This window comes from Bacillus tianshenii, from assembly GCA_020524525.2.
Classification (GTDB): domain Bacteria; phylum Bacillota; class Bacilli; order Bacillales; family Bacillaceae_N; genus Bacillus_AV.
In genome coordinates, this window is record CP129018.1 from 126,907 (window position 1) to 147,332 (window position 20,426).

Annotated in this window: 16 protein-coding genes; 12 read left to right on the forward strand and 4 right to left on the reverse strand. The window is 38.7% G+C overall.

The window, feature by feature from the left end; translation table 11 throughout:
- The first annotated feature begins 5 nt into the window (after positions 1–5).
- Together LC040_00575 and LC040_00580 are read left to right on the forward strand one after the other, a co-directional pair.
- A complete protein-coding gene (locus tag LC040_00575) occupies positions 6–2,936 on the forward strand; it encodes an ATP-binding protein (GenBank protein ID WLR51433.1) in 2,931 nt (976 codons plus the stop codon).
- Positions 2,937–3,078: 142 nt separating this feature from the next.
- The gene (locus LC040_00580; GenBank protein WLR51434.1) at positions 3,079–3,810 is read left to right on the forward strand and encodes a LytTR family DNA-binding domain-containing protein; all 732 of its coding nucleotides are present in this window, start codon (positions 3,079–3,081) and stop codon (positions 3,808–3,810) included.
- Between the two features lie 40 nt (positions 3,811–3,850).
- Here the strand turns inward: LC040_00580 and LC040_00585 are convergent, their stop codons facing one another.
- Both LC040_00585 and LC040_00590 read right to left on the reverse strand, forming a co-directional pair.
- Entirely contained in the window at positions 3,851–5,878 is a 2,028-nt protein-coding gene (locus LC040_00585) for a sensor histidine kinase (protein ID WLR51435.1), read from the reverse strand.
- 115 nt (positions 5,879–5,993) lie between these two features.
- On the reverse strand, positions 5,994–7,178 hold the full coding sequence (locus tag LC040_00590; protein ID WLR51436.1) for a class I SAM-dependent rRNA methyltransferase: 1,185 nt from the start codon (positions 7,176–7,178) through the stop codon (positions 5,994–5,996).
- 208 nt (positions 7,179–7,386) lie between these two features.
- Between LC040_00590 and LC040_00595 the strand changes: the two genes are divergently transcribed.
- The 6 genes from LC040_00595 (at position 7,387) to LC040_00620 (ending at position 14,358) form a co-directional block, all read left to right on the forward strand.
- Complete coding sequence (locus LC040_00595) at positions 7,387–9,159, forward strand: 5'-nucleotidase C-terminal domain-containing protein (protein ID WLR51437.1); 1,773 nt, start codon at positions 7,387–7,389, stop codon at positions 9,157–9,159.
- Between the two features lie 195 nt (positions 9,160–9,354).
- Positions 9,355–9,852 carry a PTS glucose transporter subunit IIA gene (locus tag LC040_00600; protein WLR51438.1) on the forward strand — a complete coding sequence of 166 codons (498 nt, stop codon included), beginning with the start codon at positions 9,355–9,357 and terminating at the stop codon, positions 9,850–9,852.
- A gap of 70 nt (positions 9,853–9,922) precedes the next feature.
- Positions 9,923–10,750 carry a PRD domain-containing protein gene (locus LC040_00605; protein WLR51439.1) on the forward strand — a complete coding sequence of 276 codons (828 nt, stop codon included), beginning with the start codon at positions 9,923–9,925 and terminating at the stop codon, positions 10,748–10,750.
- A 227-nt stretch (positions 10,751–10,977) separates the two neighbouring features.
- On the forward strand, positions 10,978–12,357 hold the full coding sequence (locus LC040_00610; GenBank protein WLR51440.1) for a sucrose-specific PTS transporter subunit IIBC: 1,380 nt from the start codon (positions 10,978–10,980) through the stop codon (positions 12,355–12,357).
- A 35-nt stretch (positions 12,358–12,392) separates the two neighbouring features.
- Complete coding sequence (locus tag LC040_00615) at positions 12,393–13,358, forward strand: aminoimidazole riboside kinase (protein WLR51441.1); 966 nt, start codon at positions 12,393–12,395, stop codon at positions 13,356–13,358.
- Between the two features lies 1 nt (position 13,359).
- The gene (locus LC040_00620; GenBank protein ID WLR51442.1) at positions 13,360–14,358 is read left to right on the forward strand and encodes a hypothetical protein; all 999 of its coding nucleotides are present in this window, start codon (positions 13,360–13,362) and stop codon (positions 14,356–14,358) included.
- A 67-nt stretch (positions 14,359–14,425) separates the two neighbouring features.
- Here LC040_00620 and hmpA read toward each other — a convergent pair whose 3' ends face one another.
- A complete protein-coding gene (gene hmpA / locus LC040_00625) occupies positions 14,426–15,661 on the reverse strand; it encodes an NO-inducible flavohemoprotein (GenBank protein WLR51443.1) in 1,236 nt (411 codons plus the stop codon).
- Positions 15,662–15,852: 191 nt separating this feature from the next.
- Between hmpA and LC040_00630 the strand changes: the two genes are divergently transcribed.
- From LC040_00630 to LC040_00640, 3 genes are read left to right on the forward strand one after another with little or no spacing between them, the layout of a single operon-like run.
- Complete coding sequence (locus LC040_00630; GenBank protein ID WLR51444.1) at positions 15,853–16,449, forward strand: TetR/AcrR family transcriptional regulator; 597 nt, start codon at positions 15,853–15,855, stop codon at positions 16,447–16,449.
- Positions 16,446–17,729 carry an efflux RND transporter periplasmic adaptor subunit gene (locus LC040_00635; protein ID WLR51445.1) on the forward strand — a complete coding sequence of 428 codons (1,284 nt, stop codon included), beginning with the start codon at positions 16,446–16,448 and terminating at the stop codon, positions 17,727–17,729. The genes LC040_00630 and LC040_00635 overlap by 4 nt, the downstream gene beginning before the upstream one ends.
- The gene (locus tag LC040_00640; protein ID WLR51446.1) at positions 17,719–18,912 is read left to right on the forward strand and encodes an ABC transporter permease; all 1,194 of its coding nucleotides are present in this window, start codon (positions 17,719–17,721) and stop codon (positions 18,910–18,912) included. The genes LC040_00635 and LC040_00640 overlap by 11 nt, the downstream gene beginning before the upstream one ends.
- Before the next feature lie 33 nt (positions 18,913–18,945).
- Here LC040_00640 and LC040_00645 read toward each other — a convergent pair whose 3' ends face one another.
- On the reverse strand, positions 18,946–19,566 hold the full coding sequence (locus LC040_00645; GenBank protein WLR51447.1) for an NAD(P)H-binding protein: 621 nt from the start codon (positions 19,564–19,566) through the stop codon (positions 18,946–18,948).
- 228 nt (positions 19,567–19,794) lie between these two features.
- Between LC040_00645 and LC040_00650 the strand changes: the two genes are divergently transcribed.
- Entirely contained in the window at positions 19,795–20,325 is a 531-nt protein-coding gene (locus LC040_00650; GenBank protein ID WLR51448.1) for a hypothetical protein, read from the forward strand.
- Positions 20,326–20,426: the final 101 nt, after the last annotated feature.

The following is a 20,426-nucleotide window of genomic DNA, read 5'->3' on the forward strand; positions in this document are numbered from 1 at the left end:
TAAATATGAAGGAAAAGGTTTCATTATTAAAGTGGATTTGGCGGTCATTTCTTAAGACAGCCCTTGTCCCACTTGTCGTTGTTGAATTAGCTTTCATAGGCATTTATTTTGTAACGAACAATTGGTCAAAGTTTGAAATGATTAACTTGTTAAAAAGTGAAGTGAAGGAAGACATCCTTCATATAGCTGACCGAGAAGCTGACATTATTGAAAACCAATTAGCTAGTGTAAACCATTCAGTTGATATGTATGGAAAGCAAGTGCAGAGAGTATTGAAGAGCGATGTCGTTCCAGAAGCAGTAGATGAACAACGGTTAACATATTCTCCAGAAGGGGCTTATTACACTACGCAAGACAGTGCGGAAGGTGGGGCTGCTGTATATTACTCAGGCATTATTCCTGTTAAAGAAGATGGTATTAAGAAAGTGCATCAGCTTTTAACCATCCAAGACTTAATGAAAGACATGCATGTAACAGAACCGCTGGCTGCAGCAATCTATTTCAATTCTTACGATTCATTAAATGTTATATACCCTTACTTTGAGGTGCTAGAGCAGTATACGCCGCTAATGGATATTCCAACCTACAACTTCTATTATGAAGCAGATGCTAAGCATAATCCAGAACGAGAAGTAAGATGGACAGATGCTTATCTTGATCCAGCAGGAAATGGATGGATGTCTTCTGCAATTGCTCCAGTCTACAACGGAGATTTCTTAGAAGGTGTTGTGGGGATTGATATAACGATTGAAACAATAACGAAACAAGTATTAGACTTATCGATTCCTTGGAAAGGTTATGGTGTACTTGTTGGAAAAGACGGTACGATCTTAGCTCTACCGAAACAAGGTGAAGAGGTATGGGGGTTAACAGAACTCACTGATCATGATTATGAATCAGCCATTCAGGAGGATACGTTTAAGCCTGAGGATTTTAATATTTATAAACGAAAAGAATTGAAGGACTTTTCAAATAATATTTATAAAGAAGAAAACGGGCTCAATACAGCAGAACTGCAAGACGTAAATCATATTGTGTCATGGTCGACGATTAATGAAACAGGTTGGAAATTACTTGTTATTGTTCCGGAAGAAAACGTCTATGCGAAAATAAATGAAGTAAGTAGACAGCTCATTAAAATTGGTGCATTTATGATTGCAGGATTAATTCTCTTCTATTTAATGTTCTTCTTCTTCCTATATCGACAGTCTAAAAAAATGAGTACTTATATCTCAAGTCCGTTAATTGAGATGAGTGAGACCGTTCAAAAAATTGGAGCAGGTGACTACTACCAAGACAAACAAGATTATAATGTAGAAGAACTGCATGAAGCGTTTCGTCATTTGATTGAGATGGGGCGTAGCCTTGGGGATACAAACCAAGAGTTAACACGTGCTCAAAATGAAGTGAGAGCGCGAGAGGCAGATTTGAAAGCACTTGTTAATTCGATGGATGATGTCATTATTGAATTTGACGAACATGGTGTGTACAAAAACATTTGGACCAATGATGAACGAAACTTAGCGATGCCGAAGAAACAATTAATTGGAAAGCGGCTTGATGAAGTACTTGGGACAGAGTTTGCAGAAAAATATCTTCCACGAATACAACAAGTTTTCTTAACAAAGCAGCCAGATACATTTGAATATAAGCTAAAGACAATGTCAGGAGAAAAGTGGTATCAAGGTCGTCTATCGCCAATTATTGGAGAGAATGGTACGTATGAAAAGCTTTCGTTTGCAGCACGTGATATAACAGAACGGAAAGCAATGGAGAAACATTTAATTCAAGCAAAAGAAGAAGCAGAACGAGCAAGTCAAGCGAAATCTGAGTTTTTATCCAATATGAGTCATGAATTGAGAACACCTATGAATGCAATACTAGGTTTTGCTCAATTACTTGAAATGGATGATTTTGAACCATTAACAGAATCTCAGCAAGAGAGCGTAGAAGAAATTCTAAAAGCTGCAAATCATTTGTTAATGCTTATAAACGATATGCTCGACCTTGCAAAGATTGAATCAGGAAAAATATCGTTATCAATTGAGCCGGTGGAAGTTCGTACGATTATTCGTGAAATCTTATCCCTAACCAATCCGCTTGCTGAGAAACGCAAACTAACGATTATTGATGAGACAAATATTTGCCATGATTTGTATGTGAACGCTGACCGAACACGCTTAAAGCAAGTGTTACTTAACTTAATGTCTAATGCTGTAAAATATAATCAAGATAATGGAAAGATTATTTTCTCTTGTAGACAAGTAGATAATATGTTGCATTTCGAGATTAAGGATACAGGGATTGGCATTAAAGAATCAGAGCTTGAAAAAATATTTGAGCCATTCCATCGTTCAGACAATAATAGCATTGTAGAAGGAACAGGGATTGGCTTGACTGTTTCAAAACAATTAATTGACTTGATGAATGGAACTATTCATGTTGAAAGCATGGAGGGTATCGGGAGCAGCTTTGCGATTGAGCTTCCAATCACAATAGAAAACCATTTTGTTAATGTTGAAGCTTATTCTGTTCCTGAAGAAACCATTTCTTCTAATAATGAAGAGCAGCATACCATTCTCTATGTGGAGGACAACCCTGCTAACTTACAGCTTGTAGAGAGAATTCTTTCAAAATATGAAGATATTAGGCTCTTTTCAGCCGCAAATGGTGAGTTAGGCATTGATTTAGCGGATGCCCATCAACCTGATTTAATATTACTTGACATTAACTTACCAGGTATTGATGGCTTTGAAGTATTGCGCAGGCTGAAAGAAAACAAAGATACAAGTGAGATCCCAGTAATCGCAGTAAGTGCAAATGCAATGCCAAGAGATATTGAAAAGGGCTTAGTTGCAGGATTTAGTAATTATTTAACAAAACCAATCGATATTGAAAAGTTTTTGAAAGCTATTCGTGAAGTGTTGAGAAAATAAGAAGTAGAAAGGGACTAACCTTCGGGAGAGTCCCTTTTTTGTTTGAAGTCAGATATAAAACTTGAAAAAGATGTTTAAAAAGAATAGATAGTTTGGTAATATATATGAGATTTGCTAACTAATATTTGGAGGGGTTGGAAGGATGGATGAAAAAATCAAAGTGATTATTGCAGAAGACCACCCCGCTGCTAGAAAACTTTTAACAAAGTTTATTAAAATTCTTCAGCCTTCATTTGAAATTATAGATGAAGCAGAAAATGGACATGAATTAATTGAGAAAGTGTTGATTCATCGACCTAATCTTGTACTTGTAGACATTGAGATGCCTCATTTAAAAGGAATTGATGCAATTCGTGAATGTTTGAAGTTTTCGCCAAACCTTAAATATATTTTCACGACAGCATATGATGCATTTGCAATTGATGCCTTTGATTTGAAAGCAGTTGATTATGTCGTTAAACCAATTCAGAAAGAAAGATTATTTATTGCACTCGAAAGAGCTAAGCAAGAGTTATCAGTGCACAAAGTAAGTGGGCCAGAAAAGAAAAAACGTATTCCAGTTCATTCAAATCGTTCCCTTTATTTTGTGCCGACAGAAGATATTCTTTTTATAGAGAAGAGCAATCGTAAATCGATTATTCATACATTAGAAGAACAGTATCCAACTAGTGAGACATTAGAGGTCTTAAAAGAGTATTTGGATGACCAATTTTTTCAGTCTCATCGCTCTTTTCTCGTAAATTTAGAACATATTTCGCAGATTAAAGCGTCAGGAAAAAGTTATCTCGTTTATTTTTACCACTATGAAACACCTGCTCAAATTTCTAAGCAGAAAATTAAAGCACTTCAAGAAAAAATGGAGAACTATATGTAGAAAAAATCTGGCCAGCTGAAAAGGCCAGATTTTTTTCATATTAATGATGTTTTGTGAGTGGCAGCAATATGAAGAAAGAAGAGCCTCCATTTTGATTATTCTGAACCCAAATCCTACCATTATGCTGTTCGACAATTTCCTTGGAAATTGCTAAACCTAATCCGCTTCCTTGTCGAGTTTTATCTTTCGTATAGAATCGTTCAAACACAAATGGTAAATCGTTCTTTTCGATCCCAATTCCACTGTCTTCAATCGAAAATACAATATGTTGGTCGTGAAAAGTCAGCGTATAAATAATCTCGGCGGGTGGAGAGGAAAACTTAATTGCATTAGCTGTTACATTAGCGAACACTTGAATCATACGTCTCGAATCAAGGTAAATATAAGCTGGTTCTTCTTGAGAAGAAGTGTTGATATAGTAACGAAGTTCCATCTTGTGTTGCTCAATATCATGCTTGAACATTTGGATCATTTCTTTGAAAAAATTTTCAGGGTGATAATGCACATATTCAAACGGTATTTTCCGTGCTTCTAACTTTGACAGCTCGAACAGTTCCTCAATTAATGCCTGCAAGTGAAGGAGCTTTGACATGGATGCTTGTAAATATGCTTGCTGTTTCTCTTTCGTATGAATAACGCCATCAATCATTCCTTGAAGCGTTATGCGCAGCGTCGTTAAAGGTGTTAATAAATCATGAGAAATATTAGATAAAAGGTGCCGTCGTGACTTTTCTAGCCTGATAACCTCTTTTGTTTTTTGCTCTAGTTCATGGGTGCGCTCTAAAATCTTATCTTCAAGGTGCTGGTTTAGATATTGAAGTTGACGTGCTAAAGATTCTGTTTCTTGGACAGAGTCAGCATATTGTATTGCTAGAATACATGCGTAGCAAAGAATAAAAATAAACCATCCGAAAGCCGATTGTGTTGTCGTTCTTATTATTTCATTAAAGAAAAGAATATCATGAATAAATGTATACCCAAAGAACCCAAACCCTAATAGGGCAAGCAATGCACCCTGTTGTTTTCGAAGTACTGCCATAACTAAAAGATAAAGAGCGTAAAAAGAAGCAAGAATAATAAAAGCGTGAAAGGTTGGAATAGTGTTTGAAAGAACCTCTGTAGGTGCAAGCAATGAGAAAGAAGTTAGTACAATACCAATAACTGTTGCCCATTTACTTGGTAATGGTCCTGGGAAAAGGTGAACGACAAATTTTATACAAACAGCGACTGCCACATATGTTAAAACATACTCAATCTTCAGAAGCACTGTCCCGTCCACATAAGGAAAAAGTTCAGCAATCATAATTGAATCTAGAAACGCTTTCCGTACACCAAGCAAAGTAGAAAAAACCCCAAGGTAGAGAAAGCCATACTCTCTTCGGTAAAAGATAACATGAGCTAAATGATAGAGACCTGTAGCGAGTAAAGCCCCGGATATAATCATGTCCCAGGCAATGCTCAAGTAACGTTGCTGATTAATTTGTTTATCCAATCCCAGATAGAGTGATTTCTTTATGCCGCCTGTTCGTTGAATATAATTTGCAACTTGAATGGTTAGTGTAAATTTCCCATTCTCAGGCTTGAAATACACCGTTTCCACTCCATAACGCGGAAGTGTACGCTGTTTGTTTTGTCCGACCATTCCGTGTACAACTTTTAATTCGTCATTAATCCAAAGCTTATAGGAGGTTGAAATATAAGGAATCAGAATACCGAGAGTCTCTGATGAGTTTGTGTAAACAGTCAGATAATAGGTCGCATAGCCATAGGGTGAATCGATATTTTGGCTCGTTATTTTTGCCCAGCTTTGTGGTGTATCTACATACTGGTTGTTTGTTTTAAAAGAAGCTTCATAAGGTGTGTATAGCTCTTTCCAATAAAATGCCCATTCTCCATCTAGAGGAACAATTCCGTGCTCTTCAAATTGATAGGATGTTAAGTGTAATTCGGCATTTTGGGAAAGAGGATAGGTAGCTTTTGGATATGGAAAAACGACGAAATAAATGAAAACGAGTGTGATAATTAGAATAGTAGATAAAAAAATTAAAGTTGTTTTAGAGAATTTCATAAAATTAATCTCCTGAAAAATCTAATCTCTATCTATTATACTATTTTGAAAGGTTTTATAAGGAGTTTTTAACAAAAAATAAGGAACAGCGGCTCATTTCGCTGTTCCTGTCATATTAACGAGAATGTACTTCATAAATACCGAATTTCAAGTAATCACCTTCACCTGCAGCTACCAACTTTGGATGGTCATAGCCTGCGCCGCTCCAATGGACCTCACGTAAGATTTTCTTTGCATCGAATGCCGCCTCTTCTACCATGCGCTTGAACATATCCTCTCGCACGTGAGATGAGCAGCTTGCTGTAATAAAGAATCCGCCATCTTTAACAAGTTTTAATCCATTTAGATTGACATCCTTGTATCCACGCAGTGCTCGGTTGACGGTTTTGTTTGATTTTGCAAAGGCAGGAGGATCGATAATGACAACGTCCCACTGTTTTCCTTCTTGAACCTTTTCACGTAAGTAATCAAATGCGTTTGCAGTTACGAAATCAACTCGGTCGCTAAAACCGTTTAGCTCAGCATTTTGTTTGGCTGTATCAATCGCGTGCTCTGAAATATCAACAGCTGTTACATGCTTCGCACCATATTTGCATGCATTAAGCATGAACGAACCTGTATGTGTAAAGCAGTCCAATACCGTGCTTTCAGCGTCAATCAACGGTTCAATTGCTGCCCGGTTTTGGCGTTGATCGAAGAAAAAGCCGGTTTTTTGACCATTCTCAATATCAACTGTATACTTTACACCATTTTCTTCAATTTCAATGTTTGTATCAGTTTCTCCGTACCAGAAACCCTTTTCTTGTTCCAGCCCTTCCAGTTCCCGTACGTATACGTCATTTCGCATGTAAATCGCTTTTGGGTTAAATACTTTTAATAAGGCTTTTAGAATCCATTCTTTACGGACTTCCATCCCAAGAGCAAGGATTTGCACGACAAGAACATCTTCGTATTTATCGACAATCAAGCCTGGAAGAAAGTCAGCTTCCCCGTATACAGCACGACAGGAATGAGTATTTGGAATAAGGCGCCCGCGATAGTTCCAAGCCCTCTGAACTCGTTCGATGAACAATTCTTCAGTGATTTCTTCTTGTTCATTTTGTGTAAGAATGCGAACAATCATTTGAGAGTTCGGGTTAATGAAGCCACGCCCAAGAAAGTATTTCTTATGGTTATATACATCAACAATATCCCCTGGTTGAAAGTCGCCTTCAATTTTGTCAACTTCGCTTTGGAATACCCATGGGTGTCCTTGCTCAAGACGTTTTCTTCGTTTGCGTTGTAAAATTACATTTGCCACGTTCTCATCTCCAATATGGTGAATTTCTTCATTCATCATAAGGAAGTTTATGCATAGATACAAGTGCAACTTGATCAAGTCACCATTAGATAAAATTTTTTGAATTTTGATAAAATATTTACATTTTACAAACATTATTTTTATAATGGGTTTAAGACGTTATTTTACACTATATAGGTAACGTTTAAGCTAAAAAGGAGGGGACGGTTTGAAGAAAAATTGGTTGGTGCTGTTATTTTCGTTTGTTTTACTGTTAGCTATTGTTCTGCCTAGTTCAGCAAATGCCGCAAGTGCGGGTGAAAAGAAGATTACCATTCTACATACGAATGATACACATGCCCGTGTTGATGAAGGAAAATATGATGGTATGGGCTTTGCGAAGCTAGCGACATTAGTTGAACAAAAACGAAAAGAAAATGAGAATGTCTTACTGTTAGATGCGGGTGATACGTTCCACGGTACAACATTCGCCACACTTGTTGATGGTGAAAGTATTACAGAAGTAATGAATCATGTTGGCTATGATGCGATGACAGCTGGAAACCATGATTTTAACTATGGGTATGAGCGTTTGTTAGAATTAGAAAAATTAGTAGACTTTCCTCTTATTTCAGCGAACGTCGTGAAAGACGATGGTTCAAGCCTTTTGAACCCTTACACGATTAAAGATGTTGATGGAGTGAAGATTGGAATCTTCGGATTGGCTACACCTGAAACACACTATAAAACACACCCGAAAAATGTTGAAGGTTTAACATTTACTGATCCAGTGGAAGCAGCACAAAAAATGGTGAAAGCCTTAAATAACCAAAACGTTGATCTTATCGTTGCCCTTACACATTTAGGTATTGATGAATCCAGTACAGATACAAGCATTAAAGTTGCAAAAGGTGCACCTGGCATTGATTTAATTGTCGATGGTCACAGTCATTCGACACTTGTAGAAGGTTTGAAAGGTGACAATGATACATTAATTGTAAGTGCAGGTGAATATACGAAAAACTTAGGTGTCGTTGATTTAACTTTCAATAATCAAGATGAGCTGGTTAGCAAGAGTGCTAGCTTAATTACGAAAGAGGAAGCAACAGACATTCAACCGAATGAAAAAGTAGCAAATGTAATTGATAACTTAAAGCTAGAGCAGGAAAAAGTTCTTGCTGAAGTAGTCGGTGAGACACAAGTTATGCTAGATGGAGAGCGTGAAAATGTACGTACAGGTGAAACAAACCTTGGTAATTTGATTACTGATGCCATGATTGATGTAACGAATGCAGATGTGGCAATTACAAACGGCGGCGGTATTCGTGCTTCAATTGATAAGGGAGAAGTAACGAAAGGTGAAATCATCACGGTGCTTCCGTTCGGTAACTATATCGTGACAAAAGAAATGAGTGGAAGCACCATTAAAGAAGCTTTAGAAAGCGGTACAAGCGCCTATCCTGAAGCAAAAGGGGCTTTTCCACATGTCGGTGGTATGAAGTTTGCGATTGATCCGAGTCAACCACAAGGAAATCGCGTTCATTCTGTTACCGTGAATGGTCAGCCGCTTGTAATGGATAAGACGTACGTCGTGGCAACAAATGATTTCATGGCAGCTGGTGGAGATGAATATACAATGTTTGCTGACCTGCCGATTAAAAACGAATTCCCGGCCTTAGATGAAGCCGTGATTACGTACATGAAAAAGCTAGGAAATATAGCGCCAGAAGTAGAGGGTAGAATCATTGAAAGCCCTCTTGCTGAAGAGAAGAAGGCTGAGAAACCAGTAGAAAAACCACAAAAGCCAGAGAAGCCGGAGACACCAGTCAAGGTAGGTAAGCCTGTAGGTGACTTCACTGTTTATGTTGTTAAGAAAGGTGATACACTTTACCGTATTGGGGTTGAACACGGTACAACATGGCAAAAGTTGCACCAAATGAATAAACTTAAGAATCCAAGCTTAATCTACCCTGGTCAAAAAATTAAAATCCCAGCAAATTAACTAAAAAAGCATGAAGTCCTCTAATTGAGGTGATACTTCATGCTTTTTCCGTTTATTTTAGAAGGGGAATGGGAAAATTTAAAACAGCAGAAACGGAAAGCTTGTATATACAAATCATTGACAAGCATTAAAACTTTCAATACTCTTATTTCGTACAAGCCTTTTGAAAACGTTATAAAAAGAAAGGTGATTAATATGCTAAAAAATCTATTTGGAAAAAAGAAACCGACAGAAGAAACGTTTGTATCACCTGTAACCGGTGATGTCGTTCCAATTGAAGAAGTACCAGACCCAACTTTCTCAGAAAAAATGATGGGTGATGGCATTGCGATTAAGCCAACAGAAGGAGAAGTTGTTTCTCCTGTTGATGGCGAAGTTATTCAGCTCTTCCACACGAAGCATGCAGTAGGGATTCGTTCAAAAGGTGATGTGGAAATCCTCATTCATATTGGACTTGAAACAGTTACAATGAATGGTGCAGGATTTGAGGCACATGTAAGTGAAGGGCAAAAGGTAAAAGCTGGTGACCGCCTCATTTCATTTGATTTGGACCTTGTTGAGAAGAAAGCTGAATCAACAATTACACCGATGGTCATTACAAATGGCGATGTCCTTGAAAATATGAAAAAATTCCATGAAAGTAATGCAATAAAAGGTGAAACACCTGTCGCAGAAGTGAAAATTAAAGAATAAGCATCTTAGGGAAGCTCATTAGAATGGGCTTCCCCTTATTTAAGGAGCACCGCTAAGAAAGGGGGAAGTCATGCGCATTTATAAAATTCTTAACAATAACGCTGTTGTTGTAAAAGAGAATGGTGAAGAAAAAATTGTGATGGGTTCAGGTATTGCCTTTCAGAAACGAAAAAATGATATCATTCCAAAGTCAAAGATCGAAAAAGTGTTCACGGTGAAAGAAGAAAATGAACGCTTTCAAGAATTGTTGCGAACATTGCCAGAAGAGCATATTGCAACGGCAGAAGGAATTATTACATATGCTGAGCAGAAGCTTGGGGTTACCTTCAGTCCTCATATTCATATTGCCCTTAGTGACCATTTGTCGTTCGCATTGGAAAGATTGCAAAAAGGTCTGCAAATTCAAAATAAGCTATTGAATGAAATAAAGGTTCTGTATAAAGAAGAATATAAAATTGCTCAATGGGCGCAGGAATATATTAAAGAACAGCTGGACGTTGACATACCGGATGATGAAGCCGGCCACATTGCTCTTCATATTCATACTGCCAAAATGGATGATCAAAGCATGAACAAGACGCTAACGCAAACGACGATGATTAACGATGGAATTGAGACATTACAGGCTTGCTTGGAAATGCCAATTGACAAAGAGAGTATTGCTTATCAACGGTTGATTACACATTTACGCTTTGCTTTAACACGTGTTGAGCATGAAGAAGAATTTCATGCGATGGATATTGATATGTTTAATATGATCCGTTCGAAATACCACGAAGCTTTTCATTGTTCAGCAGTTATGGCGAAAATTCTTTCTAAAGAGTATGGAGTTTATTTTCCCGAATCTGAAATAGCTTATCTAGCCCTTCATGTCCAAAGAATAAAAAATAAAGTGTAAAAGTGATTGACTAACTATTTCGTTAAGACTATAATGTAAGCGTAAACATAATATTGTAGGATTGTTACTGAAACTTTTTTCAGGCAAGACCTAAAGTGTACAAGAAGCACGCGTGAAGTGTGCCTCGAACCCTTGTGCATTTTAGGTCTTTTTTGTTTTTCAGCCGGCTGTTCTTACCCTTTACGCGCGTATGTGAAAACAAACTTTAAAAGAAGAGAGGGTTTACGATGCAACCAAAAGAAGTTGTAAAACAATTAGTTCCTTTACTTGGTGGAAAAGACAATATTCAAAGTGCAACCCATTGTGCAACACGTCTCCGTCTTGTATTAAAAGACGATGACCTCGCAGACAAAAATGCCATTGAAGAACTTGATGATGTGAAAGGTGCTTTCTTAAGTTCCGGGCAATTTCAAATTATTTTTGGTACAGGAGCAGTAAACAAAGTACATGCGGCATTTATTGAGGAAATCGGAATGGACACAGAAGCGAGTCAAAATCACGCAGATGCTGCAAAGAAGAAAATGAATCCGATTGCACGCTTAGCAAGAGTGCTTTCTAATATCTTTGTACCGATTATCCCAGCAATTGTGGCAAGCGGTGTTCTAATGGGCCTACTTGGAATGCTTCGTGCTTTTGAGCTAGTCGAGACCGACAGTGCATGGTATATGATGCTTGATATGTTCTCAAGTGCAGCGTTTATCATTTTACCGATTTTGATTGGTTTTAGTGCAGCGAAAGAATTTGGTGGTAATACCTACTTAGGTGCTGTTATCGGTGGAATTATGACGCATCCAGCGCTATTAAACCCGTGGGTGCTTGGCGATGCAAACCCAGAGTATATGAATGTATTCGGGTTAGATGTTGCGTTAATTGGATATCAAGGTACAGTACTTCCAATTCTCTTAACTGTTTATGTGATGAGCAAGCTTGAGCGTTGGCTTCATAAAGTTGTCCCACAAGCAGTTGATTTACTTGTTACGCCATTTGTCACAGTTATGATGACAGGATTTGTTGCCTTGCTCGCGGTTGGTCCGCTTGGAAATATGCTAGGCGATGGAATTAGTACCGCTCTTGATACGCTTTATAACACAGCAGGGGCGTTAGCAGGTCTGATTTTCGGTGGGCTTTATTCAATCATTGTTATTACAGGTGTTCACCATAGCTTCCATGCGATTGAGGCAGGGTTGTTAGCGAAGTTCGGTGAAAACTTCTTGCTTCCAATTTGGTCGATGGCAAATGTAGCTCAAGGTGGAGCCGGCCTTGCTGTATTCTTTAAAACACGCAATAAGAAGATGAAAGAAATAGCGATTCCATCTGCATTTTCTGCATTCTTAGGTATTACAGAGCCTGTAATCTTCGGGATTAACTTAAGGCTACGTACCCCATTTATCGGGGCAGCAATCGGCGGTGCCCTTGGTGGTGCATATGTGGTTATGATGGATGTTGTAGCAAATGCATATGGGTTAACAGGTATTCCAATGATTGCAATTGTATGGCCACTTGGAACGATGAACCTTGTCCATTATTTGATTGGTTTTGCAATTGCTGTTGTGACAGCATTTGTTGCAACATGGATTTTAGGCATTAAAGAAGACGTGAAAAAGTAGCCTGAACCATTGTGTGTCTAAAGGAGGTTGATGGGATGGAAAAACAACCAAAAGGAATTATTACGTTGGGTGAAGCATTGATTGATTTTATCCCATTGGATGTTGAAAATATTAACTATCAAAAAAGCCCTGGCGGTGCCCCAGCAAATGTTGCTGTGGGTGCTGCACGGCTTGGTTCGAAGACGACTTTCGTTGGGAAAGTCGGCGATGATGTGTTAGGCGAATTTTTACATGATACACTCAAAAAATATGGAGTTCAAACGGAGGAAATGAGCTTTTCTAAGGAAGTTCGCACAGGTGTCGTCTTTGTGACATTGCAAGAGGATGGTGAGCGTAGCTTTGAATTTTACATTAATCCTGGTGCCGACCAATTTCTACGAAGCGACGAATTGAACACACAATTATTCCGTGAAAATCGTATTCTCCATATTGGTTCTATTTCAATGATAAGAGAGCCAGTTAAGGGTGCAACTGACTATGCGGTTACGCTTGCGAAAGAAAACGGGATGATCGTTTCATTTGATCCAAATATTCGACTGTCATTATGGACGAATGAGCAAGAAGCGAGAGAAACGATTCTAGATATGCTGCCACGTGCAGATATCGTTAAAGTTTCTGAAGAAGAAGTGGCATTTTTAACAGGTGAGGAAGAGTTAGAGGCAGGGATTGAGAAGTTAGCTGCTTATCGCATTCCACTGTTAGTTGTTACATGCGGAAAGGACGGAAGCCGGATCGTTTTTGGAAAAGATAAAGCTCATGTCGAGTCGCTAAATGTTGAAGCTATTGATACAACAGGTGCTGGGGATGCTTTCATGTCAGCATTTCTCTACAAATTAAATGAAATGGAACATCATCTAAGTGAATTCACACTTTCAGATGTAGTTTCTATTGCTCGTTTTGCAAGTATAAGCGGCGGGCTAGCTGTTTCGAAAAAAGGTGCGATGACTGCACTTCCGACAATGCAGGAAGTTGAAGAAATTCTTCGGAAAGGAGCAAATTAGGATGGAGTATGTGTATAAGCCTAAGGGGAAATTCTTATGGGATTTCTGGGTGTATGAAGAGGATGGGGAATACCATTTGTTTTACTTGCAGGCTCCTCTAGACCCAGACCCGCATTCACGCCATCGCAATGCAAGTATTGGGCATGCTGTCTCTACTGATCTATTTGAGTGGAAGGAAATCGGCACAGCGTTAACAGCTGATAACGATGAAGCGGCATGGGACAGTGTCTCAACATGGACAGGCTGTACGTTGAAAAAAGGTGATACGTATTATATGTTCTATACTGCTCGCTCGAAGAAAGATGTAGCAGATGATGGCTATGTCGGACATACGCAACGAATCGGGGTGGCGCTTTCAAAGGACCTTTATCATTGGGAGAAGTATGAAGGGAATCCCGTTATAACAGCAGATGAACGTTATTATGAAAAACAACTTCAAGCTTATAATAAGCATGAGGGTTGGCGCGACCCAGATATTGTTTTTGATGAGAAAACAGGCTATTACTATATGTTTGTGACAGCTCGTGATAAGACAGGTGACCCGAGAGAGAGGGGTTGTATTGGTCGAGCTCGTTCGAAAGATTTGTTGAATTGGGAGGCACTTCCTCCTGCAGCTTCTCCGCATCTCTTTACTGATATGGAGGTGCCTTCTCTACATTATCGTAATGGGAAATGGTACATGCTGTTTGCTGTGAAGGAAGAGTGGTATAGTGAGGAGTATAAGCAACAGATTGCACCAAAAAAGCCACAAACGGGTGAAATCTATTTTGTTTCTGATTCATTAGATGGTGAATTTGTACCCCTTGATGATAATGTACTTATTGGGACAGCGGAACGCCAATATACAGGACGGGTTGTACAAGGTCCTGATAGAGAAGATTACTTTCTAACTTGGAATGCAGGTGAGGATGAAGGTTATTCAGATGTAAAGCATCCTTATACACTTGCACCACCGCGTAAAATTAAATATGATGCAGGCGGAAAAATGCATTTAGAATAAAAGAAAGTCGTGCAGCTCCTATAAAGTGGAGGTTGCACGACTTTTTGAATTTAAGGGTTTTCCTTGATTAAACTGTTGTTTCTTGTGGAGCTTCTAGTGAACCGGCAGGGCCAAAGAATTCGAAGTGAATGTTTTCTTCTTTCATGCCTAATTCTTTAAGTGCGCTGTTTACAGCTCGCATAAATGGGACAGGTCCACAGAAATAAACTTCTGCATCTTTAGATGGAATAAGCTTTTCTAACCATTCACGGTCCACATACCCTTCTTTTTGGAAGGTGCAAGCTTCTTTATCAGCTTCTGTAGGCTGCTCGTAACATACATAAGAGTGAACATTTTCATTTTTACTTGCAAGCTCTGCTACTTCATCTTTAAGTGCATGCATGTTGCCATTAATCGCCGCATGGATGAATGTTACGTTGCGCTCAGGCTGAAGTGCTGTCACAGATTTTAACATGCTTACAAGTGGTGTTTGACCAACACCGCCGCTGATGAAGACAACAGGAGTATCTTTGTTTGTATCAAGTGTAAATTCGCCAGCAGGTGCTGTAATTTCAATGACACTACCTTCATTCAGTTCATTGTGAAGGAAATTCGATACAATTCCATCAGGTGCTTCATTATTTGTTTCACGCTTCACACTAATACGGTAGTAGGAGCCATTTACAGCATCTGATAGGCTGTATTGACGCATATGAGTATATTCTTCACCAGGAATTGTGATTTTTACGCTTATATATTGTCCTGCTTCAAATGGTGCGATTGCTTGTCCATCTTCAGGCTTAAGATAGAACGATGTAATGACATCACTTTCTTTTACCTTTTTATCAACGATAAAGTTACGGAAACCGTTCCAACCACCTTCAACATTCTTCACTTCTTCATACATTCCAGCTTCAACTGAGATGAATGCATCTGCAATCACGCCGTATGCTTCTCCCCATGCTTCAATAATATCGTCAGTGGCAGCATCTTGAAGCACTTCCTTAATCGCTAGTAAAAGGTATTTTCCTACAATTGGATAGTGTTCTGGTTTGATTTCTAAGCTACGGTGTTTGTGAGCAATTTGCTTCACAACAGGAAGAATTGCTTCAAGGTTGTCGATGTGTTGTGCAGCTGCATAGACAGAAGCCGCTAATGCACGAGGTTGTTTCCCTTGTTTTTGATTTGTTTGGTTAAAAATATTTAGAAGTTCAGGATGGTCCTTGAACATCATTTGATAGAAACAAGAAGTAATATCTTCACCATGCTTTTCAAGCACAGGTACAGTTGACTTTACGATATCGATTGTTTTTTGGCTTAGCATTTGCAGCGCCCCTTTTGTTTAGTAGTATAAATGTTTTTTCTCATGTTTCTTATTCTAGTTGTTTGTATAAGAGCGTGAAGTGATCCAGATCACTTAAGAAAAATTTATTGAAAAAAATTCTCTGTTATGATAAAGTCAATTTTAGAAATTGACCAAAAAACGAAATTGGTCAATTTGAAGGTGGTGCAAGAGTGTCAAAAGATAAGCGAGAGAAAGTAATTGAAGCGGCTAAGAAATCATTTTCGATGTTTGGATATAAAGCGACAACGATTGAACAGATCGCAAAGATTGCAGGAGTAGGTAAAGGCACAATTTACACGTACTTTTCTAATAAGGAAGAACTCTTGCAAGAGATACTTGATAATTTAATGGAAGAAATGCGGGAATCAGCAAGTAAAGCAATTGACCCTGAACGAGATTTTGGGAAGAACCTACATCATGCGATTTACAGCATTTTAATCTATCGGAAAGAACATGGCTTATTATTAAAGCTTGCGGAAGAAGTGAAAGAGATTGGCACACAGGCCGCAGTAGATGCATTGCAGGCAATTGAAGATAGCATTATTACATTTATTAAATCGCAGCTCAATCAAGCTATTGAAAAAGGAAAAATTAGAGATTGTAATTCAGAATTAACGGCTTTTGCGATGATCAAAATGTATGTTGCTCTTGTATTAGATTGGGAGAAAAAACATGAGCCACTTTCTAATGAGCAGGTTCTTGATTTTTTTGAACGTTATTTAATGATGGGATTAGAGAATGAACATAGCGGAGGGAATGACAAGTGAAATATTTAAGGTGGATTGTATTTACAGCGATGGCTGTATTGATTGGAGTCGGCACGACATTTTTGACAAGCAATCGTGTCCAAAGCAGCAATGGAGCAGCTCATTCAAAGCCAACAGCCTATTTAGAAGCTGATTCGGTGGATGCTAGCTTTAAGATTGGTGGAAGAATTACTGGAATTTTAGTAGAGGAAGGACAGCATGTTAAGAAGGGTGAAGTGATTGCCCGCCTTGAGAGTAAGGAGCTTGAGAGTAAGGTAGCTCAAGCACAAGCAGCTGTAGCCTTAGCTGGGGGCAAAGTTTCTGAAGCACAAGCAGCGAAACAAGCAGCTCAAGCACAGCAAGCAAAAGGAAAAAGTGCAGTTCATGTGACTGCTTCTACAACTGACAAACAAGTTCAACAGGCGGAAGCAGCCCTTAAGGCAGCAAAAGCAAAAGTTCAAGCACTGAAAAATGGTGCTCGTCCTGAAGAAAAGAACCAATTAACAAGTAAACAACAAGCAACAGAAGAAGCTTTTAAAGTGGCGGAGAAGAACTATCAACGGATGCAAGAATTGTATGAGGAAGGCGCAATTGCTGAGGTGAAAGTTGACGAAGCAAAAGTGCAGTATGAGAAAGCCAAAGCTGAATACGAAGCAGCAACTGAGCAGCAAACGATGGCACAAAGCGGTCGAAAAGAAGAAATTGCCGCAGCCGAGGCACAGGTCGAACAGGCACAAGCAGCCCTAGCTCTTGCAAAGGCAGGTAAAGGTCAGGTTGATATTCAGCAAAAAGATGTTCAAGCAGCAGGAGCACAGGTTCAGCAAGCATCAGGTGCAATTGAATCAGCTCAAGCTAATAAACAAAAAGCCCAAGCAGCATTAGAAGAAGCACAAACATACTTATCTTACACAGAGTTAAAAGCACCAGCCGATGGTGTCATCGTCTCGCAGTCAGCAGAGCTTGGTGAATTAGTCAATACAGGTTATCCTGTATTTACGGTTGAAACAACTGAAACACGTTGGGCAAAATTTTATTTCCCTGAAAACGAAGTAGCTGATTTAAGTGTCGGGGACAAAGTGAAAGTTCGTATTCCAGCATTAAATGAAGAGGCAGTGGGAACAATTAAGGTCATTTCACCTGCAGCAGATTTTGCTGTAAAGAAAGCTTCTCAAAGTGCTGGGGAACTTGATGTTCGTTCATTTGCCGTAAAGGTTAAATTCGGAAAACTTCCAGATAAAACAGCAACAGGCATGACAGTTGAGTTTGCTAGTGTTCAAAGTGGTGAAACGAATGGAGATTAAGGTAGGAAACATTATTACAGAAGAATGGCAAAATATATTAAAGGATCGGCGTTTGTTCGCCGTTCTTTTAATTGTACCAATTATTTATACAGCAATGTTTGGATATCTGTATTCCAGCAATCGTGTCCAAGATTTATCGACACTTATCGTTGATCATGATAAAAGTCAAATGAGTCGCGAGATTATTCAAGCTTTTGATGAAACAAGTACATTACAAGTTACTGGACACTATGACTCAGAAGCAGATGTGAAGAAAATGTTAGCAACTAGTCAAGCACGAGTGGCCATTATTATTCCTAATCATTTTTCAGAAAGGATCAAAGACGGGGATACAGAACCTATTCTTACATTAATAGATGGAAGTAATATGTTAATTTCTAATGCGGCTACACGGGCAGCCAATGAAGTGGTAGCGACTGTTAGTGCAGGCATCGGAACAGAGAAAATACAAAAGCAAGGCTCACGGCTTGAGGAAGCAATGGGAACCTTTCAGTCCGTTCCATTTCGTTCACGAATTCTTTACAATCCGACCTTTAACTATAGTGAGTTCTTAGTGTATGGATTAATTGGTGCAGTATTGCAGCAGGTTTTATTGCTGGGGATTGCATTAACAGTAACCCGTGATAAGGAAAGTGGAATGTGGCAACGGTTTGCTGCATGGCGGGAAGTACCTTGGAGAATTGCCTATGCGAAGACCGCGCCATATTTCTTAATTGGCTTATTTAACACACTATCCACGTTGTTAGTAGCTGTGTATGGTTTTCACCTTCCATTAAATAGTGTGCTTTGGCCAGTATTCCTTATCTCTATTTCCTTTACGTTTGCCTTACTTGGTATTGGATATTTTGCAAGCTTGCTTTCTGCCAACCAGGTTGGGGCTACGCAAGTTACGATGCTTATTGCCGTTCCATCGTTCTTGCTTTCAGGCTTCACATGGCCTTTCGAAGCGATGCCGCAAGCATTAAATGTGTTAGGTCACCTCCTGCCGTTAACATATTTTCTAGATGGTGTACGGCATTTATTTGTAAAAGGAAATGACCTGTCTGTTGTTTTAAATGATGTGATTGTTCTTGGTTTAATGGGATTGGTTACATTTTTCATTGCATTTCTTATTTCAAGTACACAGCGTTTTTGGCATGGCAAAAAGGATGTTCAAACACAAGACAATCAACTATCGGTATAAAGAAACGCACCGCTTTATTTGAGTGGTGCGTTTTTAATATGCAATGCCGACACGAGAATTGAGGTAGTCTTTGTTAAATAATTCATAGTAAGAAAACTCAGCAACATCAGGAACATGAATCTTCTTTCCATCAAGTGGAAGGAGGTTTTTTTCTGCTCTACATGAGCCAATTCTTTTACCATCTGGAAGGTAAGTAGGGCAGACGATTGTCCAGTCTAAGTCTGATTCCTTTAGGAGTTCATATCCTTTGCGGTGATCTTCCGCTGCTCGAGTACTTTTACGTTTCGATTCCTTCGTTTCGTAGCGATACTTTCCTTCTTCAAAGCGGCTATTCAAAATTCCGGCGGTACCGATTGTAACAACTCGCTTTATCCCTTCTTTTTTCATTGCTTCAATAATCAAAGGCATGCTTGCTGAAATCGTATGGTCACCGTCTGTATTGAGTGCGCTGACTACTGCTTCACATCCTGTTATTGCCTGCTGGAGATCTTCCGCATTCAATACGTTCCCTTCAACAATCTTCATTTGTTTATGTGTCTCGGTTATTTTTTCAGGAGACCTAACGAGAGTGTGGACACTGTGGTTATTTTTGAGAAATAAGTCAAGAATAACCGAGCCTGTTCTTCCAGTTGCACCTAACAATAGTACTTTCATTCACATCTCTCCTTTCTGCATCATATTATAAATACTATTTATCCTTTTAGCTAGTTAGGAGAAACGATAAGTATGTAGCAGGGGTAAAATAGAAACAATGTGCCTAAAGTTATGTTTTTCTATTTCCCTTTGTATTCGGAGATTAGTAGTTTTATAATGTAATTAAGTAAAAATGTATTAATGATGTAAAAAAATAACTGTAGAAAGTGTTTTGGAGGAGGGTATGGTGTGTTTCAAAATACCAATTCGATGGCAATGTTTTTGACAATGCTTAGTTTCATCTTTGGGGGAATTGGCTTTATTCTAGGTGTTGTCTTTATGATGAATCGTTTTGACATTGGAATTATGATGATTCTGTTTACATTAGTTCAAAGTGTCATTCTTTATTCTCTTGGTCGCCTTACATTAATGATTGGTCAGCTTAAAGTATTATCTCGACCAGAGCCTACATACAAGAAGGAAGAAGCGATAGAAGAAGAGGGAAAAGAACAAGAGGAAGAGCCAAAAGAAGAACATGTAACGAAGGAATGGGTACTTACTGAAGAAGAACGACAAAATATCATTGCATTCTATAATGAAAATGATCAACGAATTGAAGAGATTATGGTCACGCCATTTTTTAAATATTGCGTCGTAAAGGCTGAAGATTTCATCGATGTGATTGAACTTGTCAATGGTCAGCCTGTTACTTTAACAAAAACCCAAGTTGAAGAAATGCATGGCCTGCGAAAATGGATAGAAGAGAATATTTTTAATTAGGAAAAGGAACCGTTCAACAGTGGAAAAGCTGTTTGTACGGTTCTTTTTTAATGTTTATTTTTTGGGTGTTTCGGAAAAGACATATGTAGGAGTATGTGCGA

Bases quoted from the DNA above. Each gene is read 5' to 3' on its own strand.
- LC040_00575 (WLR51433.1), top strand. From the start codon at position 6: ATGAAGGAAAAGGTTTCATTATTAAAGTGGATTTGGCGGTCATTTCTT.
- LC040_00580 (WLR51434.1), top strand. From the start codon at position 3,079: ATGGATGAAAAAATCAAAGTGATTATTGCAGAAGACCACCCCGCTGCT.
- LC040_00585 (WLR51435.1), bottom strand. From the start codon at position 5,878: ATGAAATTCTCTAAAACAACTTTAATTTTTTTATCTACTATTCTAATT.
- LC040_00600 (WLR51438.1), top strand. From the start codon at position 9,355: ATGCTAAAAAATCTATTTGGAAAAAAGAAACCGACAGAAGAAACGTTT.
- LC040_00605 (WLR51439.1), top strand. From the start codon at position 9,923: ATGCGCATTTATAAAATTCTTAACAATAACGCTGTTGTTGTAAAAGAG.
- LC040_00610 (WLR51440.1), top strand. From the start codon at position 10,978: ATGCAACCAAAAGAAGTTGTAAAACAATTAGTTCCTTTACTTGGTGGA.
- LC040_00615 (WLR51441.1), top strand. From the start codon at position 12,393: ATGGAAAAACAACCAAAAGGAATTATTACGTTGGGTGAAGCATTGATT.
- LC040_00620 (WLR51442.1), top strand. From the start codon at position 13,360: ATGGAGTATGTGTATAAGCCTAAGGGGAAATTCTTATGGGATTTCTGG.
- hmpA (WLR51443.1), bottom strand. From the start codon at position 15,661: ATGCTAAGCCAAAAAACAATCGATATCGTAAAGTCAACTGTACCTGTG.
- LC040_00640 (WLR51446.1), top strand. From the start codon at position 17,719: ATGGAGATTAAGGTAGGAAACATTATTACAGAAGAATGGCAAAATATA.
- LC040_00645 (WLR51447.1), bottom strand. From the start codon at position 19,566: ATGAAAGTACTATTGTTAGGTGCAACTGGAAGAACAGGCTCGGTTATT.